The organism is Kineosporia succinea (assembly GCF_030811555.1).
Lineage (GTDB): Bacteria > Actinomycetota > Actinomycetes > Actinomycetales > Kineosporiaceae > Kineosporia > Kineosporia succinea.
This window is the reverse complement of record NZ_JAUSQZ010000001.1, coordinates 51723-69364: the sequence shown is the minus strand read 5'-3', so window position 1 is coordinate 69364 and position 17642 is coordinate 51723. Positions and strand designations below refer to the sequence as shown.

Genomic DNA, 17642 nt, shown 5'->3' with positions numbered 1-17642 from the left:
AGGCGTCCGGATGGGCGTTGACGTCGGCAGCGTCCGGGTGGGCCTGGCCCGCTCGGACGCCGCCGGGTTCCTCGCGACCCCGCTGGAGACGGTTCAGGTCGTCGAGGGCAGCAATACGCACTATGACCGGATCTCACGGTTGGTCACCGAATTAGCGGTGTGTGAGGTAATCGTCGGCCTCCCTCGTTCACTTTCGGGCAATGAGGGGGCAGCGGCGGCGCTCGCGCGCGCGTACTCTGTCGAAGTCGCCCGTCGTGTGGCCCCGGTCCCGGTGCGCCTCGTCGACGAGCGGCTCAGTACCGTGACCGCGCATCAGCGGCTTCGCGAAGCTGGTGTGAAAGGACGCAAACGCCGCCCGGTCGTCGACCAGGCGGCGGCTGTGGTGATCCTGCAGTCGGCGCTGGACGCGGAACGTTCGTCCGGGCGCCCTCCGGGGTCCCCGGTCGTTCTGGAATCGGACCCGGATGGACCGGGTCCTGGCCATGGAGAGGCACTGACGTGAGCGAGGCTGCGGCGTGAGCGATGTGTCGTCGCTGCATGACGTGCTCCCTGGTGGTTTCTCCGGGCCACCACCGAGCCGTCGCCGGGCTGACCGGCAGAAGCGCAAGCGCCGCAAGAGCCGTCGGCGCCGCACCTGGACCGTCCTGGCGCTGTCGCTGCTCATCGCCGGCGGAGGGGTGTACGGCGCGTACCTGGCGCTGTCGCCGGTCGTCGCCCGGCTGACCGAGCCGAAGGACTACGCGGGCGAGGGCGAGGGCAAGGTCGACGTGACGATTCCCGAGGGCGCGTCCGGCCGGGTCATCGCCTCGGTGCTGACCGATGCCGGGGTCACCAAGACCGCCGTGGCGTTCGTGGACGCGACCAAGAAGGACTCGCGCGCGGCCGGTATCCAGCCCGGCACCTACTCGCTGAAGAAGAAGATGTCCGGCGCCGCCGCACTCGACGTGCTGGCGGATCCCGAGAACCGGATCACCAGCACCGTCACCATCCCCGAGGGCACCCGGGTCTCCGACGCGCTCAACAAGATCGCCAAGGCGCTCGACCTGAAGCGCAGCGACCTGTCCGACGCCGCGAAGTCCGGCAAGATCGGGCTGCCGTCGGCCGCCAAGGGCAACCTCGAGGGCTTCCTCTACCCGGCGACCTACGACTTCGGGCCCGGCGTGACGGCCACCGAGGTGCTCAAGGAAATGGTCGCGCGGGGCAACCACACCTACGACGAGCTCGGCATCGCGCCCCGGGAACTGCGCGAGACCGTGATCAAGGCCAGCATCATCGAGGCCGAGGCGGGCAACGAGAAGTACATGGGCAAGGTGTCCCGGGTGCTCTCGAACCGGCTCGACGACGGCATGAAGCTGCAGCTCGACTCCACGGTCAGCTACGCCACCGGCAAGTTCAACGTGACCACCACGTCGGACGACCGGGCCAGCACGAGCCCGTACAACACGTACAAGTACGCGGGTCTGCCGGCCGGGCCGATCAGCAACCCGGGTCACGCGGCGCTCGAGGCGGCCCTGAAGCCGACGCCCGGCCAGTGGCTGTTCTTCGTCACCACCAACCCCACCACCGGTGAGACGAAGTTCGCGAACAACGTCACGGAGCACAACCGGTACGTCGAGGAGTTCCGGGCCTGGCTGCGCGCCAATCCGGATCGCTGATGTGAGGACGTCGGAGGGGGGCCGCCGGGCCGCGGTGCTCGGCAGCCCCATCGGTCACTCGCTCTCGCCTGTGCTGCACGGTGCGGCCTACGAGTCGCTCGGCCTGACCGGGTGGGCGTACACGGCGGTCGAGATGGACGAGGCCGGGTTCCCGGCCTGGTTCGCCGGGCTCGGGCCCGAATGGGCCGGGCTCTCGCTCACCATGCCGCTGAAGCGCGTCGTCATCCCGTTGCTGGCCTCGGTCACTCCGACGGCGGACGTGGTGGGCGCGGTGAACACGGTGACCTGGACTTCCGAGGGGGCACCGGTGGGTGCCAACACCGATGTGCACGGCATCGTCCAGGCGCTGCGGTCGACCGGGCTGTCGAAGGCGCCCGTGGGCTGTGTCGTCGGGGCCGGGGCGACTGCGGCGTCGGCCGTGGCGGCGCTGGCCGAGATGGGCTGCGAGCACGTGATCGTGCAGGCGCGCACCGCCGCGAGGGCCGGGCTGCCGCTCGAGGTGGCCGAGAAGCTCGGGGTGGCCGCGCGGGTGGCACCGCTCGACGACCACGCGGCGGTGCTGTCGGCCGACGCGGTCATCGTCACGTTGCCGGGGGACGCGGCGGGCACCTGGGCGGGCGGGTTGCGGGAGTCGGTGGCCGGGCCTCCGGCGGGTTCCCTGCTCGACGTGTCGTACCACCCGTGGCCGACGCAGGCCGCGCAGTGGTGGAGCTCGGCCGGGGGTGCCGCGGTGGGCGGCTTCGAGATGCTCCTGCACCAGGCCGCCGAGCAGGTCCGGCTGATGACCGGCCGCAGCGCGCCGGTCGAGGACATGCGGGTCGCCGGGGAGAAGGCCCTGGCCTCGCGCTGAACCCGGCGCTACTCCCTCCTGCGGCGCGTCGTCGCGCTGCGTTGATCCTCCGCTCAAGCGAACCACCTCATCGGCCGAAATCCCTACGGACCGGTGGTTCGCACGTGTGCCACCGGCCGTGACCGCGGATCGCCCCGGCACGGTGCCAAGGAGGATCCGGTGGACAACAGCTATCCCGGGCAGCCCGGACCCGAAAGGCCGGCGGCTCCCGCTCCCACCGCTCCCGCCCCGGGGCAGGCCGCTGCCCCGCAGCCGCGGTCGCACCCGGCGCCGGCCGGCCACCAGCCGGGAGCCCAGCCGTCCGGGCACCCCGGAGCACACCCCGGAGCACACCCGGTACTGCACCCTGGACTGCAGCCGGCCGCCCAGCCGGGGGCACACACGGTGGCGCCGCCCGCCTACTCGCACCCGACCTACGCACAGGCGGCTCAGCCGGGTGCTCAGCCCGGCGTTCACCCGGGCCTCCAGCAGCCGGTCCGTGCGGCCCAGCCCGGCCAGAACGTGACCCCGGGCCTGGTTCCGCCGCAGCAGCAGCCCCAGCCGCCGGCCCGTCCGGTCGCGCAGCCGGCCGGGGGACAGCCGGGTCTGATGCCGCTGGCCCAGCCCGGTCTCATGCCCGCACCGGCCCCCGGACGGCACCAGGCCGCACCCGGTCAGGTGCCGCAGCAGGCACCCCAGCCGAACGTACAGCCCGGCGTCCAGCCGGGTCGGGTGCCCAGCCAGCCACAGCCGCCGGCGACGGCTCCGCAGCCGCCCCAGCAGCAACGTCCTCAAGCCTCACCGATCGAGCCGACCGGCTTCGACCTGCACGCCGTGCTGGCGTTCCTGGTGCAGCAGGGCGGCTCCGACCTGCACCTGTCGAACGGCGCCCCGCCGCTGGTGCGTATCCGCGGCCACCTCGCCCCGGTGCCCGACCACCCGCCGCTGAACAACCACGCGATCCAGTCGACGGTCTACGCGATCCTCACCCAGAAGCAGCGGGAACGTTTCGAGGAGAACCTCGAGCTCGACTTCGCCTACGCGGTGCCCGGCGCCTCGCGGTTCCGGGTGAACGTGTACCGGCAGCGTGAGTCGATGGGCGCCGTGATGCGGGTGATCCCTTACGAGATCAAGACTCTCGAGCAGCTGAGCATCAACCCGAAGGTCGCGACGTTCGCCGGCCTGCCCCGCGGCATGGTGCTGGTGACCGGCCCGACCGGCTCGGGAAAGTCGACGACGCTGGCGGCGCTGATCGACCTGGCCAACCGCACCCGGCACGACCACATCATGACCGTGGAAGACCCCATCGAGTTCCTCCACCCGAACAAGAACTGCCTGGTCAACCAGCGTGAGGTGGGCGAGGACACGCACTCGTTCGGCAGCGCGCTCAAGCACGTGCTGCGCCAGGACCCGGACATCATCCTGGTCGGTGAGCTCCGTGACCTGGAGACGATCTCGGTGGCGCTGACCGCGGCCGAGACCGGTCACCTGGTGTTCGGCACGCTGCACACGCAGGACGCCGCGCAGACGGTCGACCGCATCATCGACGTGTTCCCGCCCGAGCAGCAGCAGCAGGTCCGGGTGCAGCTGGCCGGTGCGCTGCAGGGCGTGGTCTGCCAGACCCTGGTGCGATCGGCCGACGGCAAGGGCCGCGCGGCGGCCACCGAGGTGATGTTCGCGACCGGTGCCATCCGGAACCTGATCCGTGAGGGCAAGACCCACCAGATCTACTCGGCGATGCAGGCCGGGGCCCAGCAGGGCATGCAGACGATGGACCAGTGTCTGGCCGACATGGTGCGGGCCGGCCGGGTGCAGTACGACCAGGCGCTCGAGAAGGCGCACCACGCCGACGACTTCCAGCGCCTGACCGGGCGCGGCTGAGGAGGCGGACGATGGCGACGGCGACCGCGGCGAAGACGTACGAGTACAAGTACCGGGACCGTCAGGGCAAGCTCGTCAAGGGCAAGCTCGAGGCCCCCAGCGAGGACGTGCTGATCCAGCGGCTCCGGCAGCAGGGTTACGCGCCGCTCGACGTGAAGCAGGCCAACACCGGCCTGAACGTCGAGATCAAGATGCCGGGCAGCAACAAGGTCGATCTCAAGGACCTGGCGATCATGAGCCGCCAGTTCGCGACGATGATCGACTCCGGCCTGTCGCTGCTGAAGGCCCTGAGCATCCTGGCCGAGCAGACCGAGAGCAAGCCCCTGGCCAAGACTCTCAACGAGGTCAGGTCGGACGTCGAGGGGGGTTCGTCGCTCTCGGCGGCAATGGCCAAGCACACCAAGGTCTTCCCACCGCTGATGATCAACATGTGCCGGGCCGGTGAGGTCGGCGGTTTCCTCGACGCGGTGCTGCTGCAGATCGCGGCGAACATGGAGTCCGAGGTCAAGCTGCGGGCGAAGATCAAGTCGGCGATGACCTACCCCGTGGTGGTTTTCATCATGGCCATCCTCGCGGTGGTGGGCATGCTGCTGTTCATCGTGCCGGTGTTCACGAACATGTTCGCGAGTCTGGGTGGCACGCTGCCGGCTCCCACCCGGGCGCTGGTGTTCCTGTCGGCGGCGATGAAGGTCGCGGCGCCGATCATCGTGGTGCTCGCCGTTCCCGGTTCGGTGATCTGGAACCGGAACAAGCACAAGGAGGGTGTGCGCCGGGTCGTGGACCCGCTGAAGCTCAAGGTGCCCATCTTCGGTGACCTCTTCAGAAAGGTCGCGATCAGCCGGTTCTCGCGAAATCTGGGAACCATGCTGCACGCCGGTGTGCCGATCCTGCGCAGCCTCGAGATCGTGGGTGAGGCGGCCGGCAACGTGGTGCTGAGGGACGCGGCCAAGGCAGTGGGGGAGAGCGTCCAGCAGGGAAAACCGCTGGCTGCCCCCCTGGCCGAGCACAAGGTGTTCCCACCCATGGTGGTGCAGATGCTGGCCGTCGGTGAGGACACCGGAGCCATGGACAGCATGCTGCACAAGATCTCCGAGTTCTACGACCAAGAGGTCGAGGCCACCACCGAGGCCCTGACGAGCATCATCGAGCCGTTGATGATCGCCGTGCTGGGGTCGCTCATCGGCGGCATGATCATCGCCCTCTACATGCCCATCTTCTCCGTCTTCAACCTGATCACGTGAGGTAGGACCGGTACGCGGCAGTAGGTTTCGGTTTCGGAATCCTCAAGTGCCGCTCAGGTCGGCCGATATCACGATTGTCATCGAGTCGCGCCAGGTCGCCCCGGCCAGGCGGCGCGCTCAACCCAGCCGCTTTAGTCAGATCAGAAGGAGCACTCGATGCTCGCTCGCATCCGTAAGTCGATGAAGGAGAAGGACCAGGGCTTCACCCTGATCGAGCTCCTGGTCGTCATGATCATCATTGGCATCCTGGCCGCCATCGCGATCCCGGTCTTCCTGTCGCAGCGCAAGAAGGCCCAGGACAGCGCGGCGAAGTCGGACGCCTCGTCCATCGGTAAGGCGCTGGCGACGTACTTCGTCGACGGCACGGTGGCGCCCACGGTGAACATCGTGAGCAGCCGCTACGTGATCACCCCGGCCGGTGGCTCGGCGATCGACGTCGGCAAGGTCAGCAACGGCGTCGTTCTGTGGGGTGTCGGTACGGCCGCCGCCGCCACTGCCGCTCCGGGCACGGGCCTGGTTCTCGGCACGGACTCCGGTCAGTGGTGCGTCGGTGTGAAGAACCCGAACGGCGATGCCCAGACCTACAAGTTCTCCGCGCAGAACGGCCTCGAGCAGGGCGTCTGCGCCTCGGCCTCGGCGCCGTGATCTGAACTCCTGAACACGAGGGCCGGCCGGCCGGGTCCGGCCGGCCCTCCGCTGTAGCACCACGTGGTTGTACGCGGGCTGTGAAGAGTTGGCGGAGAAATGGCTGGATGGGCTTGCGCGGACGCGTGTCCGCGGCGGGAACACGCTCGCGACAGCGGGATGTCGCTGCTCGAGGTCGTCGTCGCGATGGCGGTCTTCGCCATCGGCGTGACGGCCGTACTCGGCGTCTTCATGCAGACCGGCGCGGTCGCGGGCGACAACCTGCGCCGCACGACGGCGGCCAACCTGGTCAGCCAGCAGCTGGAGAAGGCGCGCTCCCAGACGCCGCAGCAGATCCCGGACGACCCCTCGACGACCGTCCAGACCGTCGGCTCCGTCACCTACACGATCACCCAGAACGCCAGCTACCTGACCTCGGGCGCCACCTCCAGCGCCTGCACGGGCACCAGCGGGGCCCTGGCCTACAAGCTCGTCCGGGTGTCGGTGAGCTGGGACAACATGGGCCTGGTCAAGCCCGTCACCGGTGACCTGCTGCGCTCGGTCGGGTTCGGGCCGAACGACGGCACCAAGGGCGCGCTCTCGGTGCTGGTGAAGGGGTCGACCGGGCTCGGGGTCCCCGGGGTCACGGTGACCCTGGTCGGGACCGGCAAGACCCAGGTCACCGGTGCCGACGGCTGCGTGCTCTTCGCGACGCTGGACAGCAAGGCCTACTCGGTCTCGGTCAACCAGGCCGGGTACGTGGGCATAGCCGGCACCCAGTCCGCGACCAGCAACCCCTACAGCGTCGCAGCTGGTCAGCTGACCAAGGGCGAGCTGCTCTACGACACCTCGCGGACGGTGAACCTCACCGCGGGGGTGCCGGACGGGGTGAGCGCCTACGTGGTCCCGAGCGGGGTTCCGATCCAGGTCGGCAACACCCTGATGACCACCACGAAGCTGGGCTCCTGCACCGGGAGCTCGCTGTGCCTGAGCGGTTTCCCCGGCCAGATCCGCAACCTCTTCCCCGAGGTGCAGACGGTGACGGCGGGGCAGTGCACGACGACGGACGCCTCCCAGGCGGCCATCGACAACCGTCTCCCGGCCACCGACGACGCCGCTCTGGCGATCCCGCTGGGGGCCGTGACCGTGAACGTGCGCTCGGTGCTCACCGGGCAGGCGGCCAGTGCGCGGACCGTCACCCTCACCTCGGGCGACTGCTCCGGCAACTCCTACAGAATGACCAGCGGCAGCACGATCCTGCTGCCTTACGGCACCTACAACGTCTCCGTCCCCTCCGGCGTCCTGGCCAGCAAGGCCACGGTGGGCAGTGCCGCCCGCACGGCCACCCTGACCGTCAACGTGGTGACCTGACGATGGGTCCCCAGGAGTGCGACCGGAATCAGCGGGACGCGGGTCTCAGCCTGGCCGAGCTGGTCGTGGCCGTCGGTGTCGCCTCGGTCCTGATGATCGCCATCGGCGTGGTGTTCAACGGCACGCTGCAGGGCGTGGGAGCGCTGCAGGTGAAGACCTCGGCCACCGCGGACGCGCGGATCGCGATGGAGGCCATGACCCGGTCGGTCCGGGTCGTCTACAAGCCGGACAAGCAGAGCGCGATCGAGCAGAACCAGGCCAACGCGATCACCTTCTACGCGTTGCTCAACCGCACGGGCTCGGCGGTGACGCAGATGCCGCAGCCCACCAAGGTCCAGTACCTCTTCGAGGGCAACTGCATCCGGCAGAAGACCTGGCCGGCGTCGGTGGACGCGGCGGGGAACGTGACCTGGCCCAGCAGCGGGCTGGTCTCGACCTGCCTGGCCCGCACGAGCGTCGCGCCCACGTTCACCTACTACCCGACCGGGTCCGGCACGGCGACCGTCACCGACCCGAATCTGGTGCGCAGCATCGGGATCTCGGTCGAGGTCCGCGACCCCGCGCGGCCGAAGGTGAAGAGCGTGCAGCTCGTCGGCCGGGTGACGCTGACCAACCTGGTGGCCGACGACAACAACCCCGACAGCAACGGCTGAGAAGGATCCGATGAGACGCCCCCGACGTCCCTCCCTCCCCGGTGAGAAGGCCTGGTCCGAGCGCGGTTTCGCTCTGGTCGCGGTCATCATGACGATCGCCGTGCTGAGCCTGTTCCTTCTCACCGCGCTGGCGTACGCGCTGAACGGCATGAACCCCTCGCGGCGTGACCAGGACGCGAAGTCCGCCGAGCAGGCGGCCCTCGCCGGGGTGGACGAGTACATCTCCCGTCTCAACACCGACGACAACTACTGGGCCAAGGGCGATACCGGGGACAGCACGAACGCGGCGTTCACCAGTGCGGGCCAGCCGGTGCAGGGCACGGGCGGGGCGGCGTCGACCGCGGCCCGGTTCACGTACTCGGTGCGCAGCACCGACGCGGAGACCGCCCGGACCGGCATCATCCGGTTGCGGGTGACCGGGGCCAGCGGGATGTTCGGCAACGCCGGGGTGGTCACCCGCACGGTGACGGCCGAGCTCAAGCGGGCCGGGCTGCTCAACTATGTGTACCTCAGCGACATCGAGGTGACCGACCCGGACCTGGGCGGCGACAAGTCGTGCGCGTACTACTACTACAAGACGGACACGACCCCCGCCCGGCCGAGCAGCTGCTCGGGTATCCAGTGGACCGGCCGCGACACCGTCAACGGGCCGCTGCACTCCAACGACGCGCTCCAGATCAACACCCTGACGGGGGTCAGCGGCGCGGTGAACTTCACCAACGTCAAGACCGAGAGCTCGTGGCCGGCCATCCAGGGTCTGACCTCGAACGACAAGACCTGGTACGGCACCCAGGCCAAGGGGACGCTGCCGGGGTACACGCCGAAGTACGCCAAGTCGGTCACCCTGCCCACGAGCAACAACGACCTGCTGAAGTACGTGAACCCGGACGTGGACGGCGACGGCGCGGTGGGACCCGGCTGCTACTACACCGGGGCCACGCGAATCATCCTGCAGGGCACGACGATGAAGGTGCTGAGCCCGTCCACCACCCGCTCGGACATCCCGTCGAGCTGCTACAACCGGGCCAACCCGAAGGTGGAGCAGACGGTCGCGATCCCTCCCGTCATCCACGTCGACCCCACCGCCTCGTCATGCACGCTCGGGGCGGTCGGCTACCCGGCGAGCGGTGAGTGGTACAGCTCGTCCAAGGGGGCCAACGCCGTCGCCTGGACCGGGGCCCAGGGCGGTGACGACGCCAGCGTGAACTACCACTGCTCGCGGGGTTCGGTGTACATCTCCGGCACGTCGTCCACCCCGGTGACGATCTCGGCCGCGGACGACGTCGTGGTGGTCGGCGACCTCCAGCCCGACTCGGTCGCCGGGACCAACGTCATCGGGCTGATCGCTGGCAACTGCATCTGGATCTGGCACCCGGTCAAGAGCGGCAACGTCAACGCCAACCTCTACAGCACCGCGCCGGTCAGCACCGTGCGGGCCGCGATGCTGGCCCTGCGGCACAGCATCGTGGTGCAGAACTGGTTCTCCGGAACCCAGCTGAGCGACCTCAACATCACCGGGGCGATGGCGCAGAAGTTCCGCGGGCCGGTCGGTGGCACCTACAACGGGGTGTCACGGGGGTACGGCAAGAACTACGTCTACGACCAGCGGGTGGCGTACTCGCAGCCCCCGTACTTTCTCAACGCCGACAACGCCCCGTTCCAGGTGCTGCGCATGACCGACGGCTGACCTGCGCGCCGGGCTCAAGGTTCGCCGGGCCGGGCCCGATCACCTTCACGACCACCACGTCTCCCGGGGGAGGAGACGCGTGGTCCGGGGGAGGACCGATGGGGGTGACGACGGGGCGGCGCCGGCGAGGGCCGGACGACGCCGGTATGTCGCTGCTCGAAGTGGTGATCGCGATGGCGATCTTCTCGATCGGCGTCACCGCGGTGCTCGGCCTTCTCATCCGGACCGATCAGGTCGCGAGCGGAAACCTGCGCCGCAGCACCGCCGCCGGCCTCGTCGACCAGTACCTGGAGGCCGCTCGCGCCCAGGCGGCCCTGGACCTGACCAACGGCCGGAACATCGATCTCCCGAAGGTCAACGGCATCGAGTACAAGGTCACGACCAACGTCAGCGTCCTGACCTCCGACGCCACCTCGAGTGCCTGCACCACCGCAGCCGGAAGTGCGCGCCTGGCCTACAAACTCGTCCGGGTGGCGGTGACCTGGCCGGACATGGGGCTGGTGCAGCCGGTCACCGGGGACCTGCTGCGGGCGATCGGCCCGGGCGCCATCGACTCGACCAAGAACTCGCTGGCCGTGCAGCTGAGCGACGCGAACGGCAAGCCGGTGGCCGGGGTGACCGTGGCCCTCAACGGCGGCACGACCACCCAGACCACCGGTGACGACGGCTGCGCCGTGTTCACCGGGCTCGCGGACGGCGCCTACTCGGCGACGGCCAACCAGGCCGGGTACGTCGGGACCGCCAACACCCAGAGCGCGCCGAGCCGCACGGTGAACGTCACCGCGACTCAGTCCAGCACCGGCAACGGGGCCGCGGTCGGCACCCTCTCGAAGGTCGATCTGCCCTACGACACCGCCCGTTCCCTGACCTACACCTACGCGTCCCCCATGAGCGGGGTGACGGCTCTCGCCAGCGGTATCCCGCTGCGCATCAGCCGCAGCGGCCTGACCGAGACGACGGTCTCCGCCACCTGCGCCTCGTCGAGCACCTCGATGTGCCTCACCACCACGACACCGCCCCAGATCCAGGCGCTGTACCCCGGGACGTACACGGTCAAGGCCGGGTCGTGCACGCCGGCCGGGCCGTCGCAGGGGCAGGTCAACATCCAGGACGCGGCGGCGAGCGGCGGTGCGGTCAGCATCCCGATGGGAGCGCTGACGATTCAGGTCAAGGGCCTTCTCGGCTCGTCGAGCCGCCTGGTGACCATCACTCCCTCGAGCAGCTGCCCGGCCGGGGACTCGTACACCGTCAACGTCCCGGCCGCCGGGACCACCGTGCTGGTGCCCTACGGCAGCTACGTCCTCACGGCCACCGGCGTCACGGTCTCCTCCTCCGCGACCGTGAGCAGCGGCAGCCCGGTGCAGAGCGTGGTCGTCGGGGCGGTGGTCTGATGACGCGGGCACTCCGGCACTGGCGGGCCGGCCGGGAAAAGCGGGACACCGGAATGACTCTGGTGGAGTTGCTGGTCAGCATCGCGACCGCCAGCGTCCTGATGACGGCCATCGCGGTGGTCTTCTTCGGTGTGCTGCGCGGGGTCACGACCGTCAACGTGAAGACGACGGGGACGGCGGACGCCCGGATCGCGCTGGAGGCCATGACCCGGGCACTGCGGGTCGCGGTCAAGCCGGCCACCCGGCAGTCCGCCTTCGACACCCGGTTCGCGATGGTCAACTCGCAGCGGGTCGCCTTCTACGCGCTGCTCTACCGCAACTCCTCCACCGGGGCCGCAACCCCGACCGCGGCACCGGACCCGATGCTGGTGAAGTTCGATTACCAGAACTCGTGCATCACCCAGACCCTGGTGCCGATGCAGCTGGACGCCAGTGGCGCCCCGGCCTGGGACGGCACCGGGACCACCACCTGTCTGGCCCGCACCACCCAGCCGCCGGCCTTCCGCTACTTCAGTTCCGGCGCGCCCAAGGCCACCGAGTACACCACCGGCACGACCGACGTCACCTCCTCGAACCTGCCGCTGATCCAGAGCATCGAGATGACGGTGACGATCCAGGACGTCAGCCGGCCCCAGACGAAGGACGTAGTCATGAGCGACCGCGTGACCATGAGCAACATCGCGAGCTGAGGGGACGCCGGATGTACGGGGGACAGGACCGGTGGGCTTCCGGCCGGGACAAGAAGACCGGTACGGAGCGGGGTTTCGCCCTGGTCTCGGTGGTGATGGCGATCGCGATCCTGAGCACGTTCCTGCTGGTGGCCCTCGCCTACACCCTGAACAACCTGGGCCCGGCCCGGCGCGGCCAGGACGCCAAGTCGGCCCAGCAGGCGGCCCTGGCCGGTATCGACGAGTACCTGTCCCGTCTGGCGGGGGACAGCAGTTACTGGCAGAAGGGCAACAACGACTCGACCAATGCCGCGTTCACCAGCGCCGGCCGGACGATCCAGGGCACCGGCGGGGCCTCGTCGACGTCCGCGCGCTACAGCTACTCGTTGCTCAGCAGCGTTTCGGACGTCAGCTCCAGCGGCGTCATCCGGTTGCGGGTCACCGGAATGAGCGGCCCCGCGGGTGGCACCGGCACGGTGAGCCGCACGATGACGGTCGAGCTCAAACGCAGCGGGCTCCTCGACTACGTCTACCTCACCGACTACGAGGTGATCGATCCGGCCCTGGTCAACGGCCCCAGCACCTGCGCCGCCTACTACTACGCGCTGGGTACCCAGCCGGCCCGATCCGGTAAGTGCAGCGAGATCCAGTGGGGGGCCAACGACACCGTCAACGGGCCCCTGCACTCCAACGACGCCCTCCAGATCAACGGATCCGTCAACTTCACCAACCCGAAGACCGAGACCAGCTGGCCGGACACGAAGGGCGCGGCCGACGGCGCCCCGACCTGGTGGGGCAAGCAGAATCCGCCACTGACCGGGTACCCGCCCAAGTACGTGGACACCATCGCGTTGCCCGAGAGCAACAACGAGCTGCTCAACCACGTACCGCCGAACATCGACGTCGACGGGCAGGTGGGCAAGGGGTGCTACTACACCGGGGCCACCCGGATCATCCTGCAGGGCAGCACCATGCGAGTGCTGAGTCCTGCCACCTCCTCGTCCGGCGTGCCCGCCCGTTGCTACAACACCGCGGCGTCGGCCCGGGGCAGTGAGCAGACCGTGGCGGTGCCGCCCGTGATCTACGTCGGCAACACGGCGTCGACCTGCGCCCAGGTCGGCTACCCGGCCACCGGCGAGCTCACGCCCACGCAGACCGGAGTCGACGACGCGTCCTGGCAGGCCACCGTCACCAAGGGCGGCACCGCGTACAGCTATCAGACCACCAACTACGCCTGCGGACGTGGCACGGTCTTCGTCCAGGGCACCACCAGCGTCCCGGTCACCGTCGCCGGGTACGACGACGTGGTGGTGACGGGCGACCTGAAGGTCAGCGCCACCAACGGCGCGACCCTGGTCGGGCTCATCGCAGGCAACTGCGTCTGGGTCTACCACCCGGCCAAGTCGGGCGGCACGAACCAGCTGCCGGTCAACCTCAACAGCAGCGCCAACGTGACCACGATCCAGGCCGCGATCCTCGCCCTGGGACACAGTTTCGTGGTGCAGAACTGGAACGCGGGCTCCTCGCTCGGCGACCTCAACGTCTACGGGGCCATCGCCCAGAAGTTCCGGGGGCCGGTCGGTACCAGCAACTCGTCGGGTGGAGTCGCCTCGGGCTACGCCAAGAAGTACACGTACGACGGCCGGCTCGCCAACATCCAGCCGCCCTACTTCCTGAACGCCGGCAATTCGCCCTACAAGATCAGCGGTCTGACCGACGGATGATCCGCACCACCGAAAGCAACGGTACCGTCACAGGGTGACAACCGATCTGCTCCCGCTGCCCGTGCTCGTCGCCGTCGTCGCCGGTTTCGGGCTGCTCATCGGCTCTTTCCTCAACGTGGTGATCATCCGCGTGCCGCAGGGGCGTTCGGTGGTGACGCCGCGCAGCGCGTGCCCGACCTGTGACCGGCCGATCAGCGGGTTCGACAACGTGCCGGTGTTCTCCTGGCTGGTGCTGCGCGGGCGCTCGCGGTGCTGCGACGAGCGGATCAGTGCCCGTTACCCGGTGATCGAGGCGTTCACCGCGGTGGTGTTCGGGGCGGTCGCGGCCTGGGCGGGCTGGTCGTGGGACCTTCCCGCGCTGCTGTTCCTGGCCGCCATCAGCATCGCCCTGGCCGTCATCGACTACGACGTGCACCGGCTTCCGAACGCGATCGTGCTGCCGTCGTACCCGGTCGCGGCGGTGCTGCTGACCCTGGCCGCCCTCGCCGACGGTGAGCCGGGTCGGCTGCTGAGCGCCGCGGTCGGCGGGATCGCGCTCTACGCCTTCTATTTCGTGCTGATGTTCATCTACCCCAGCGGGATGGGTTTCGGGGACGTGAAACTCGGCGGGGTGCTCGGGCTCTACCTCGGCTTCTACGGCTGGGAGGAGGCCGTGGTCGGCGGGTTCGCGGCCTTCGTGATCGGGGCCGTCGTGGGCCTGGGGGCCATCGCGTTCGCCGGCGCCACCCGCAAGAGCATGATCCCGTTCGGGCCGTTCATGCTGGTCGGCGCCTGGCTCGGGCTGATCTGGGGGGCCGGGCTGGTGGACTGGTACCTCCGCCTCAACGGGCTCCGCTGAGCCCGCGAACCGGCGCCGGGCCGACGCGTCCACCATTGGCCGCCACCCAAAGGTGAGCCGCACGGTTACTGCCCGCTGAGACTCAAGCTCGGCCTCACCCTTCCCGATCACGCTTTTGGGCGATCGACGCAACGGAAGCGTCTTCGAGCACCACAGGAGCAGTACCGCCCCCATCGGAAGGGACTCGCAGGCATGGCACGACGCACGGCCATCGGACTGGACATCGGGACCTCGGTCGTCCGCGCCGTGGAGCTGTCGTTCGGACGCGACGGCGTCACGCTCGACCGCTTCGGACAGGTCGTCCTGCCGGACGGTGCGGTCCGCGACGGCGAGGTGGTGGACGCCGAGGCGGTCACCGCGGCGATCAAGACCCTGTGGTCCGCAACCCGTTTCGGCTCCAAGAAGGTGGTGCTCGGGGTCGCGAACCAGCGCGTCATCGTGCGTCAGCTGGACCTGCCCTGGATGGAACAGGCGGAACTGCGCAAGAGCCTCGCCTTCCACGTCGCCGACTTCCTCCCGATCTCGGTCGAGGACTCGGTGCTCGACTTCTACCCGCTCGAGGAGGTCACGAGCGACGAGGGCGCGCGCCAGCTGCGGGGTCTGCTCGTCGCCGCCCAGCGGGACACCGTGCTGCGCAACGTGCAGTGCGCCGAGAAGGCGGGCCTGCGCGTCGAGAGCGTCGACCTGACCTCGTTCGCGGTGCTGCGCTCGATGGGCCGCCAGACCGACCTCACCGTCGGCACCGAGGCCCTCATCGACGTCGGCGCCCGCGTCACCAACATCGTCGTGCACTCCGCCGGCGTGCCGCGTTTCGTCCGCATCCTGCTGATGGGGGGCCAGGACGTCACCGACGCGGTCTCCGAGCAGCTGGGCGTGCCGATGGACCGCGCCGAGGGACTCAAGCAGAACTTCGCCCGCTTCGCGCACGGCGAGCAGATGGAGATGGTCTCGCGCACCGTCGCCACCACCGCGCAGGACTTCGTGGACGAGATCCGGGGCTCCCTCGACTACTACGGCGCCTCGTCGCCGGGGCAGCCGGTGGAGCGGATCGTGATCTCCGGCGGCGGTTCCCGTCTCAACGGGCTCGCCGACCGGCTCGCCGCGGGCACCCGTCTGCCGGTCGTGCTGGGCGACCCGCTGTGGCCGCTGAAGCTCGGGCGCACCGGGCTGGACGCCGAGCAGATCGAGTTCATCAAGCCGCTCGCGGCCGTCCCGGTCGGCCTGGCGCTGGGGGCGATCTGATGAGCGAACAGACCACGCAGGTCATGCAGGCCGTGCCCACCGGGCCGAAACCCGTCACCTGGGCGCCGGTTCCGAAGGTCAACCTGCTGCCCGTCGAGATCCTCGAGAAGCGGTCGTTCCGGCGTACCCAGGTGGTGCTGGCCGGGGCGGTCGTGGTCGTGGTCGGGGCGATCGGGGTCGGCACCGTGTGGGCGCAGAACGGTGTGGACAACGCGCAGGCCGAGGCGGACGCGGCGGCCGGGCGGGTACGGCAGTTGCAGGCGCAGCAGGCCGAGTACGCGGCCATCCCGCGCATCACCGCGCAGATCGAGGCGGCCGACTCCGCCCGCACCACCATCTACTCCACCGACGTGCGCTGGTACCGCTACATCACCCTGATCCGCCGGGCCCAGCCCGAGGGCGTCGACATCTCGACCATGACCTTCAGTCTCAGCGCCGCGTCCGACGCCGCCACCACGACCGGCAGCGACGTGCTCACCCCGAGCGGGGTCGGTGAGGTGAAGTTCACCGGCACCGGTGGCGAGTACGCCCAGGTCTCGGCCTGGCTGGAGGCCGTCGGCAAGATCAGCGGCCTGGAGGCGCCCCGCCTGGACAATGCCACCCAGGCGACCGACGAGACCGAGGGCACCGCGGTGACGTTCTCGACCTCGGCCGTGCTGGACAGCGAGATCTTCTCCGGGCGCTTCCAGGACACCACCACGGACACATCGAGCTCATCGTCGGGTTCGACCACCGACTCGGGTTCCACCACCGACTCCGGTTCCACCACCGACTCCGGTTCCGCGCCGGCCGCCCAGTAAGGACTCCCATGCTCGCCAACCGCACCGCGCGCTGGTCGCTCGGTACCGTCGCGCTCTGCCTGGTCCTGCTGGTGGCCGCCTGGTTCCTGCTCATCGACCCCCGGCGCGGGCAGGAGACCGATCTGCGCGACGCCGCCGTCGCGTCCGACAGCCAGGCCTCGCAGCTGCAGATCCAGGTCGCCAAGCTGAAGAGCCAGGCCTCCGACCTACCCGCTCAGAAGGCCAAACTCGAACAGATCGCGAAGCAGCTCACGCCGGACGCGGGCATCCCCGACTTCGTGCGCGCGCTGCAGCAGATCGCGGCCGAGAGCGGCGTCGAGCTCTCGTCCATCGCCCCCGGGTCGCCGGTGGTGGTGACCACCGGGGCCGCTGCGACCCCCTCGACGGACGGTGCCGCCCAGGCCGGGTCGCTGGTGTCGGTGCCGATGGCCCTGAACGTGAGTGGCGACGCCGCCGAGAGCACGATCTTCCTGAAGTACCTGCAGACCAAGATCGCCCGCACCTACGTGATCAGCGCGCTGAACGTCGCCGTGACGACCTCGACCAGCTCGGGGACGGCGTCGGTGGAGGGCACGTCCGCCCAGGGCGCCGCGGCGATCAGCCAGGCCTCGCTCGACGAGGGCAGCCTCTCGGCCGCCGACGGCGACACCAGTACGGCGACACCGGCTGCGACGTCCAAGGGCGACGAGGGAACGACGGCCACCCCGGCGCCGGGCGTGAGCACGGCAGCACCGGGTACGGGTACGGGTACGGTGACCGACCCGGCGGCGACCGCCACGGCCACACCGGATCCCGAGGTCACCACGACCACGACCACGCTCGACATCACCGGCAGCATCTACGTGCTCCTGGACGGGACCTCCACCCTGGAGGACATCCAGAAGCAGGCGGCCGAGGCAGCGGCGCGCGGCACCACCACGGCGACCCCCACGCCGAGCGCAGGCAACTGAGCCCGGGCGGAACGGCCCGGGCCCGCGGATCCACCCGGTCCGCGGGCTCGCCCGTTTCCGGCTCGCACGCCCCGTCGTGGCAGGATCA

16 protein-coding genes are annotated in these 17642 nt (G+C 69.6%); all 16 read left to right on the top strand.

The window, feature by feature from the left end:
* The first annotated feature begins 10 nt into the window (after positions 1-10).
* The 16 genes from ruvX to J2S57_RS00270 all read left to right on the top strand — a co-directional run bounded on the left by ruvX (position 11) and on the right by J2S57_RS00270 (position 17554).
* Entirely contained in the window at positions 11-502 is a 492-nt protein-coding gene (ruvX, locus tag J2S57_RS00345; RefSeq protein WP_307236648.1) for a Holliday junction resolvase RuvX, read from the top strand.
* 13 nt (positions 503-515) lie between these two features.
* Positions 516-1655, top strand: coding sequence for an endolytic transglycosylase MltG (mltG, locus tag J2S57_RS00340; protein ID WP_307236645.1), 1140 nt, complete (start codon positions 516-518; stop codon positions 1653-1655).
* 1 nt (position 1656) lies between these two features.
* Positions 1657-2505, top strand: a complete 849-nt coding sequence (locus J2S57_RS00335; RefSeq protein ID WP_307236642.1) for a shikimate dehydrogenase — start codon at positions 1657-1659, stop codon at positions 2503-2505.
* Between the two features lie 159 nt (positions 2506-2664).
* Entirely contained in the window at positions 2665-4365 is a 1701-nt protein-coding gene (locus J2S57_RS00330) for a type IV pilus twitching motility protein PilT (protein WP_307236639.1), read from the top strand.
* A gap of 11 nt (positions 4366-4376) precedes the next feature.
* The gene (locus tag J2S57_RS00325; protein WP_307236637.1) at positions 4377-5606 is read left to right on the top strand and encodes a type II secretion system F family protein; all 1230 of its coding nucleotides are present in this window, start codon (positions 4377-4379) and stop codon (positions 5604-5606) included.
* A gap of 156 nt (positions 5607-5762) precedes the next feature.
* A complete protein-coding gene (locus J2S57_RS00320) occupies positions 5763-6251 on the top strand; it encodes a type II secretion system protein (RefSeq protein ID WP_307236634.1) in 489 nt (162 codons plus the stop codon).
* Positions 6252-6350: 99 nt separating this feature from the next.
* The gene (locus tag J2S57_RS00315) at positions 6351-7601 is read left to right on the top strand and encodes a type IV pilus modification PilV family protein (RefSeq protein WP_370882423.1); all 1251 of its coding nucleotides are present in this window, start codon (positions 6351-6353) and stop codon (positions 7599-7601) included.
* Positions 7602-7603: 2 nt separating this feature from the next.
* On the top strand, positions 7604-8254 hold the full coding sequence (locus tag J2S57_RS00310) for a hypothetical protein (RefSeq protein ID WP_307236628.1): 651 nt from the start codon (positions 7604-7606) through the stop codon (positions 8252-8254).
* 10 nt (positions 8255-8264) lie between these two features.
* Positions 8265-9941 carry a hypothetical protein gene (locus J2S57_RS00305; protein ID WP_307236624.1) on the top strand — a complete coding sequence of 559 codons (1677 nt, stop codon included), beginning with the start codon at positions 8265-8267 and terminating at the stop codon, positions 9939-9941.
* 98 nt (positions 9942-10039) lie between these two features.
* Positions 10040-11332 (top strand): prepilin-type N-terminal cleavage/methylation domain-containing protein, encoded by a 1293-nt coding sequence (locus tag J2S57_RS00300; protein ID WP_307236621.1) that lies wholly within the window; start codon positions 10040-10042, stop codon positions 11330-11332.
* Complete coding sequence (locus J2S57_RS00295) at positions 11332-12021, top strand: PilW family protein (protein ID WP_307236619.1); 690 nt, start codon at positions 11332-11334, stop codon at positions 12019-12021. The genes J2S57_RS00300 and J2S57_RS00295 overlap by 1 nt, the downstream gene beginning before the upstream one ends.
* Before the next feature lie 11 nt (positions 12022-12032).
* On the top strand, positions 12033-13724 hold the full coding sequence (locus J2S57_RS00290; RefSeq protein ID WP_307236616.1) for a type IV pilus modification PilV family protein: 1692 nt from the start codon (positions 12033-12035) through the stop codon (positions 13722-13724).
* Between the two features lie 34 nt (positions 13725-13758).
* On the top strand, positions 13759-14562 hold the full coding sequence (locus tag J2S57_RS00285; protein ID WP_307236614.1) for a prepilin peptidase: 804 nt from the start codon (positions 13759-13761) through the stop codon (positions 14560-14562).
* Positions 14563-14754: 192 nt separating this feature from the next.
* Positions 14755-15804, top strand: coding sequence for a type IV pilus assembly protein PilM (gene pilM / locus J2S57_RS00280; protein ID WP_307236610.1), 1050 nt, complete (start codon positions 14755-14757; stop codon positions 15802-15804).
* On the top strand, positions 15804-16604 hold the full coding sequence (locus tag J2S57_RS00275) for a PilN family protein (protein WP_307236607.1): 801 nt from the start codon (positions 15804-15806) through the stop codon (positions 16602-16604). Before pilM ends, J2S57_RS00275 begins: the two co-directional genes overlap by 1 nt.
* An 8-nt stretch (positions 16605-16612) precedes the next feature.
* Entirely contained in the window at positions 16613-17554 is a 942-nt protein-coding gene (locus tag J2S57_RS00270) for a hypothetical protein (protein WP_307236604.1), read from the top strand.
* The last annotated feature ends 88 nt before the right edge of the window (positions 17555-17642 follow it).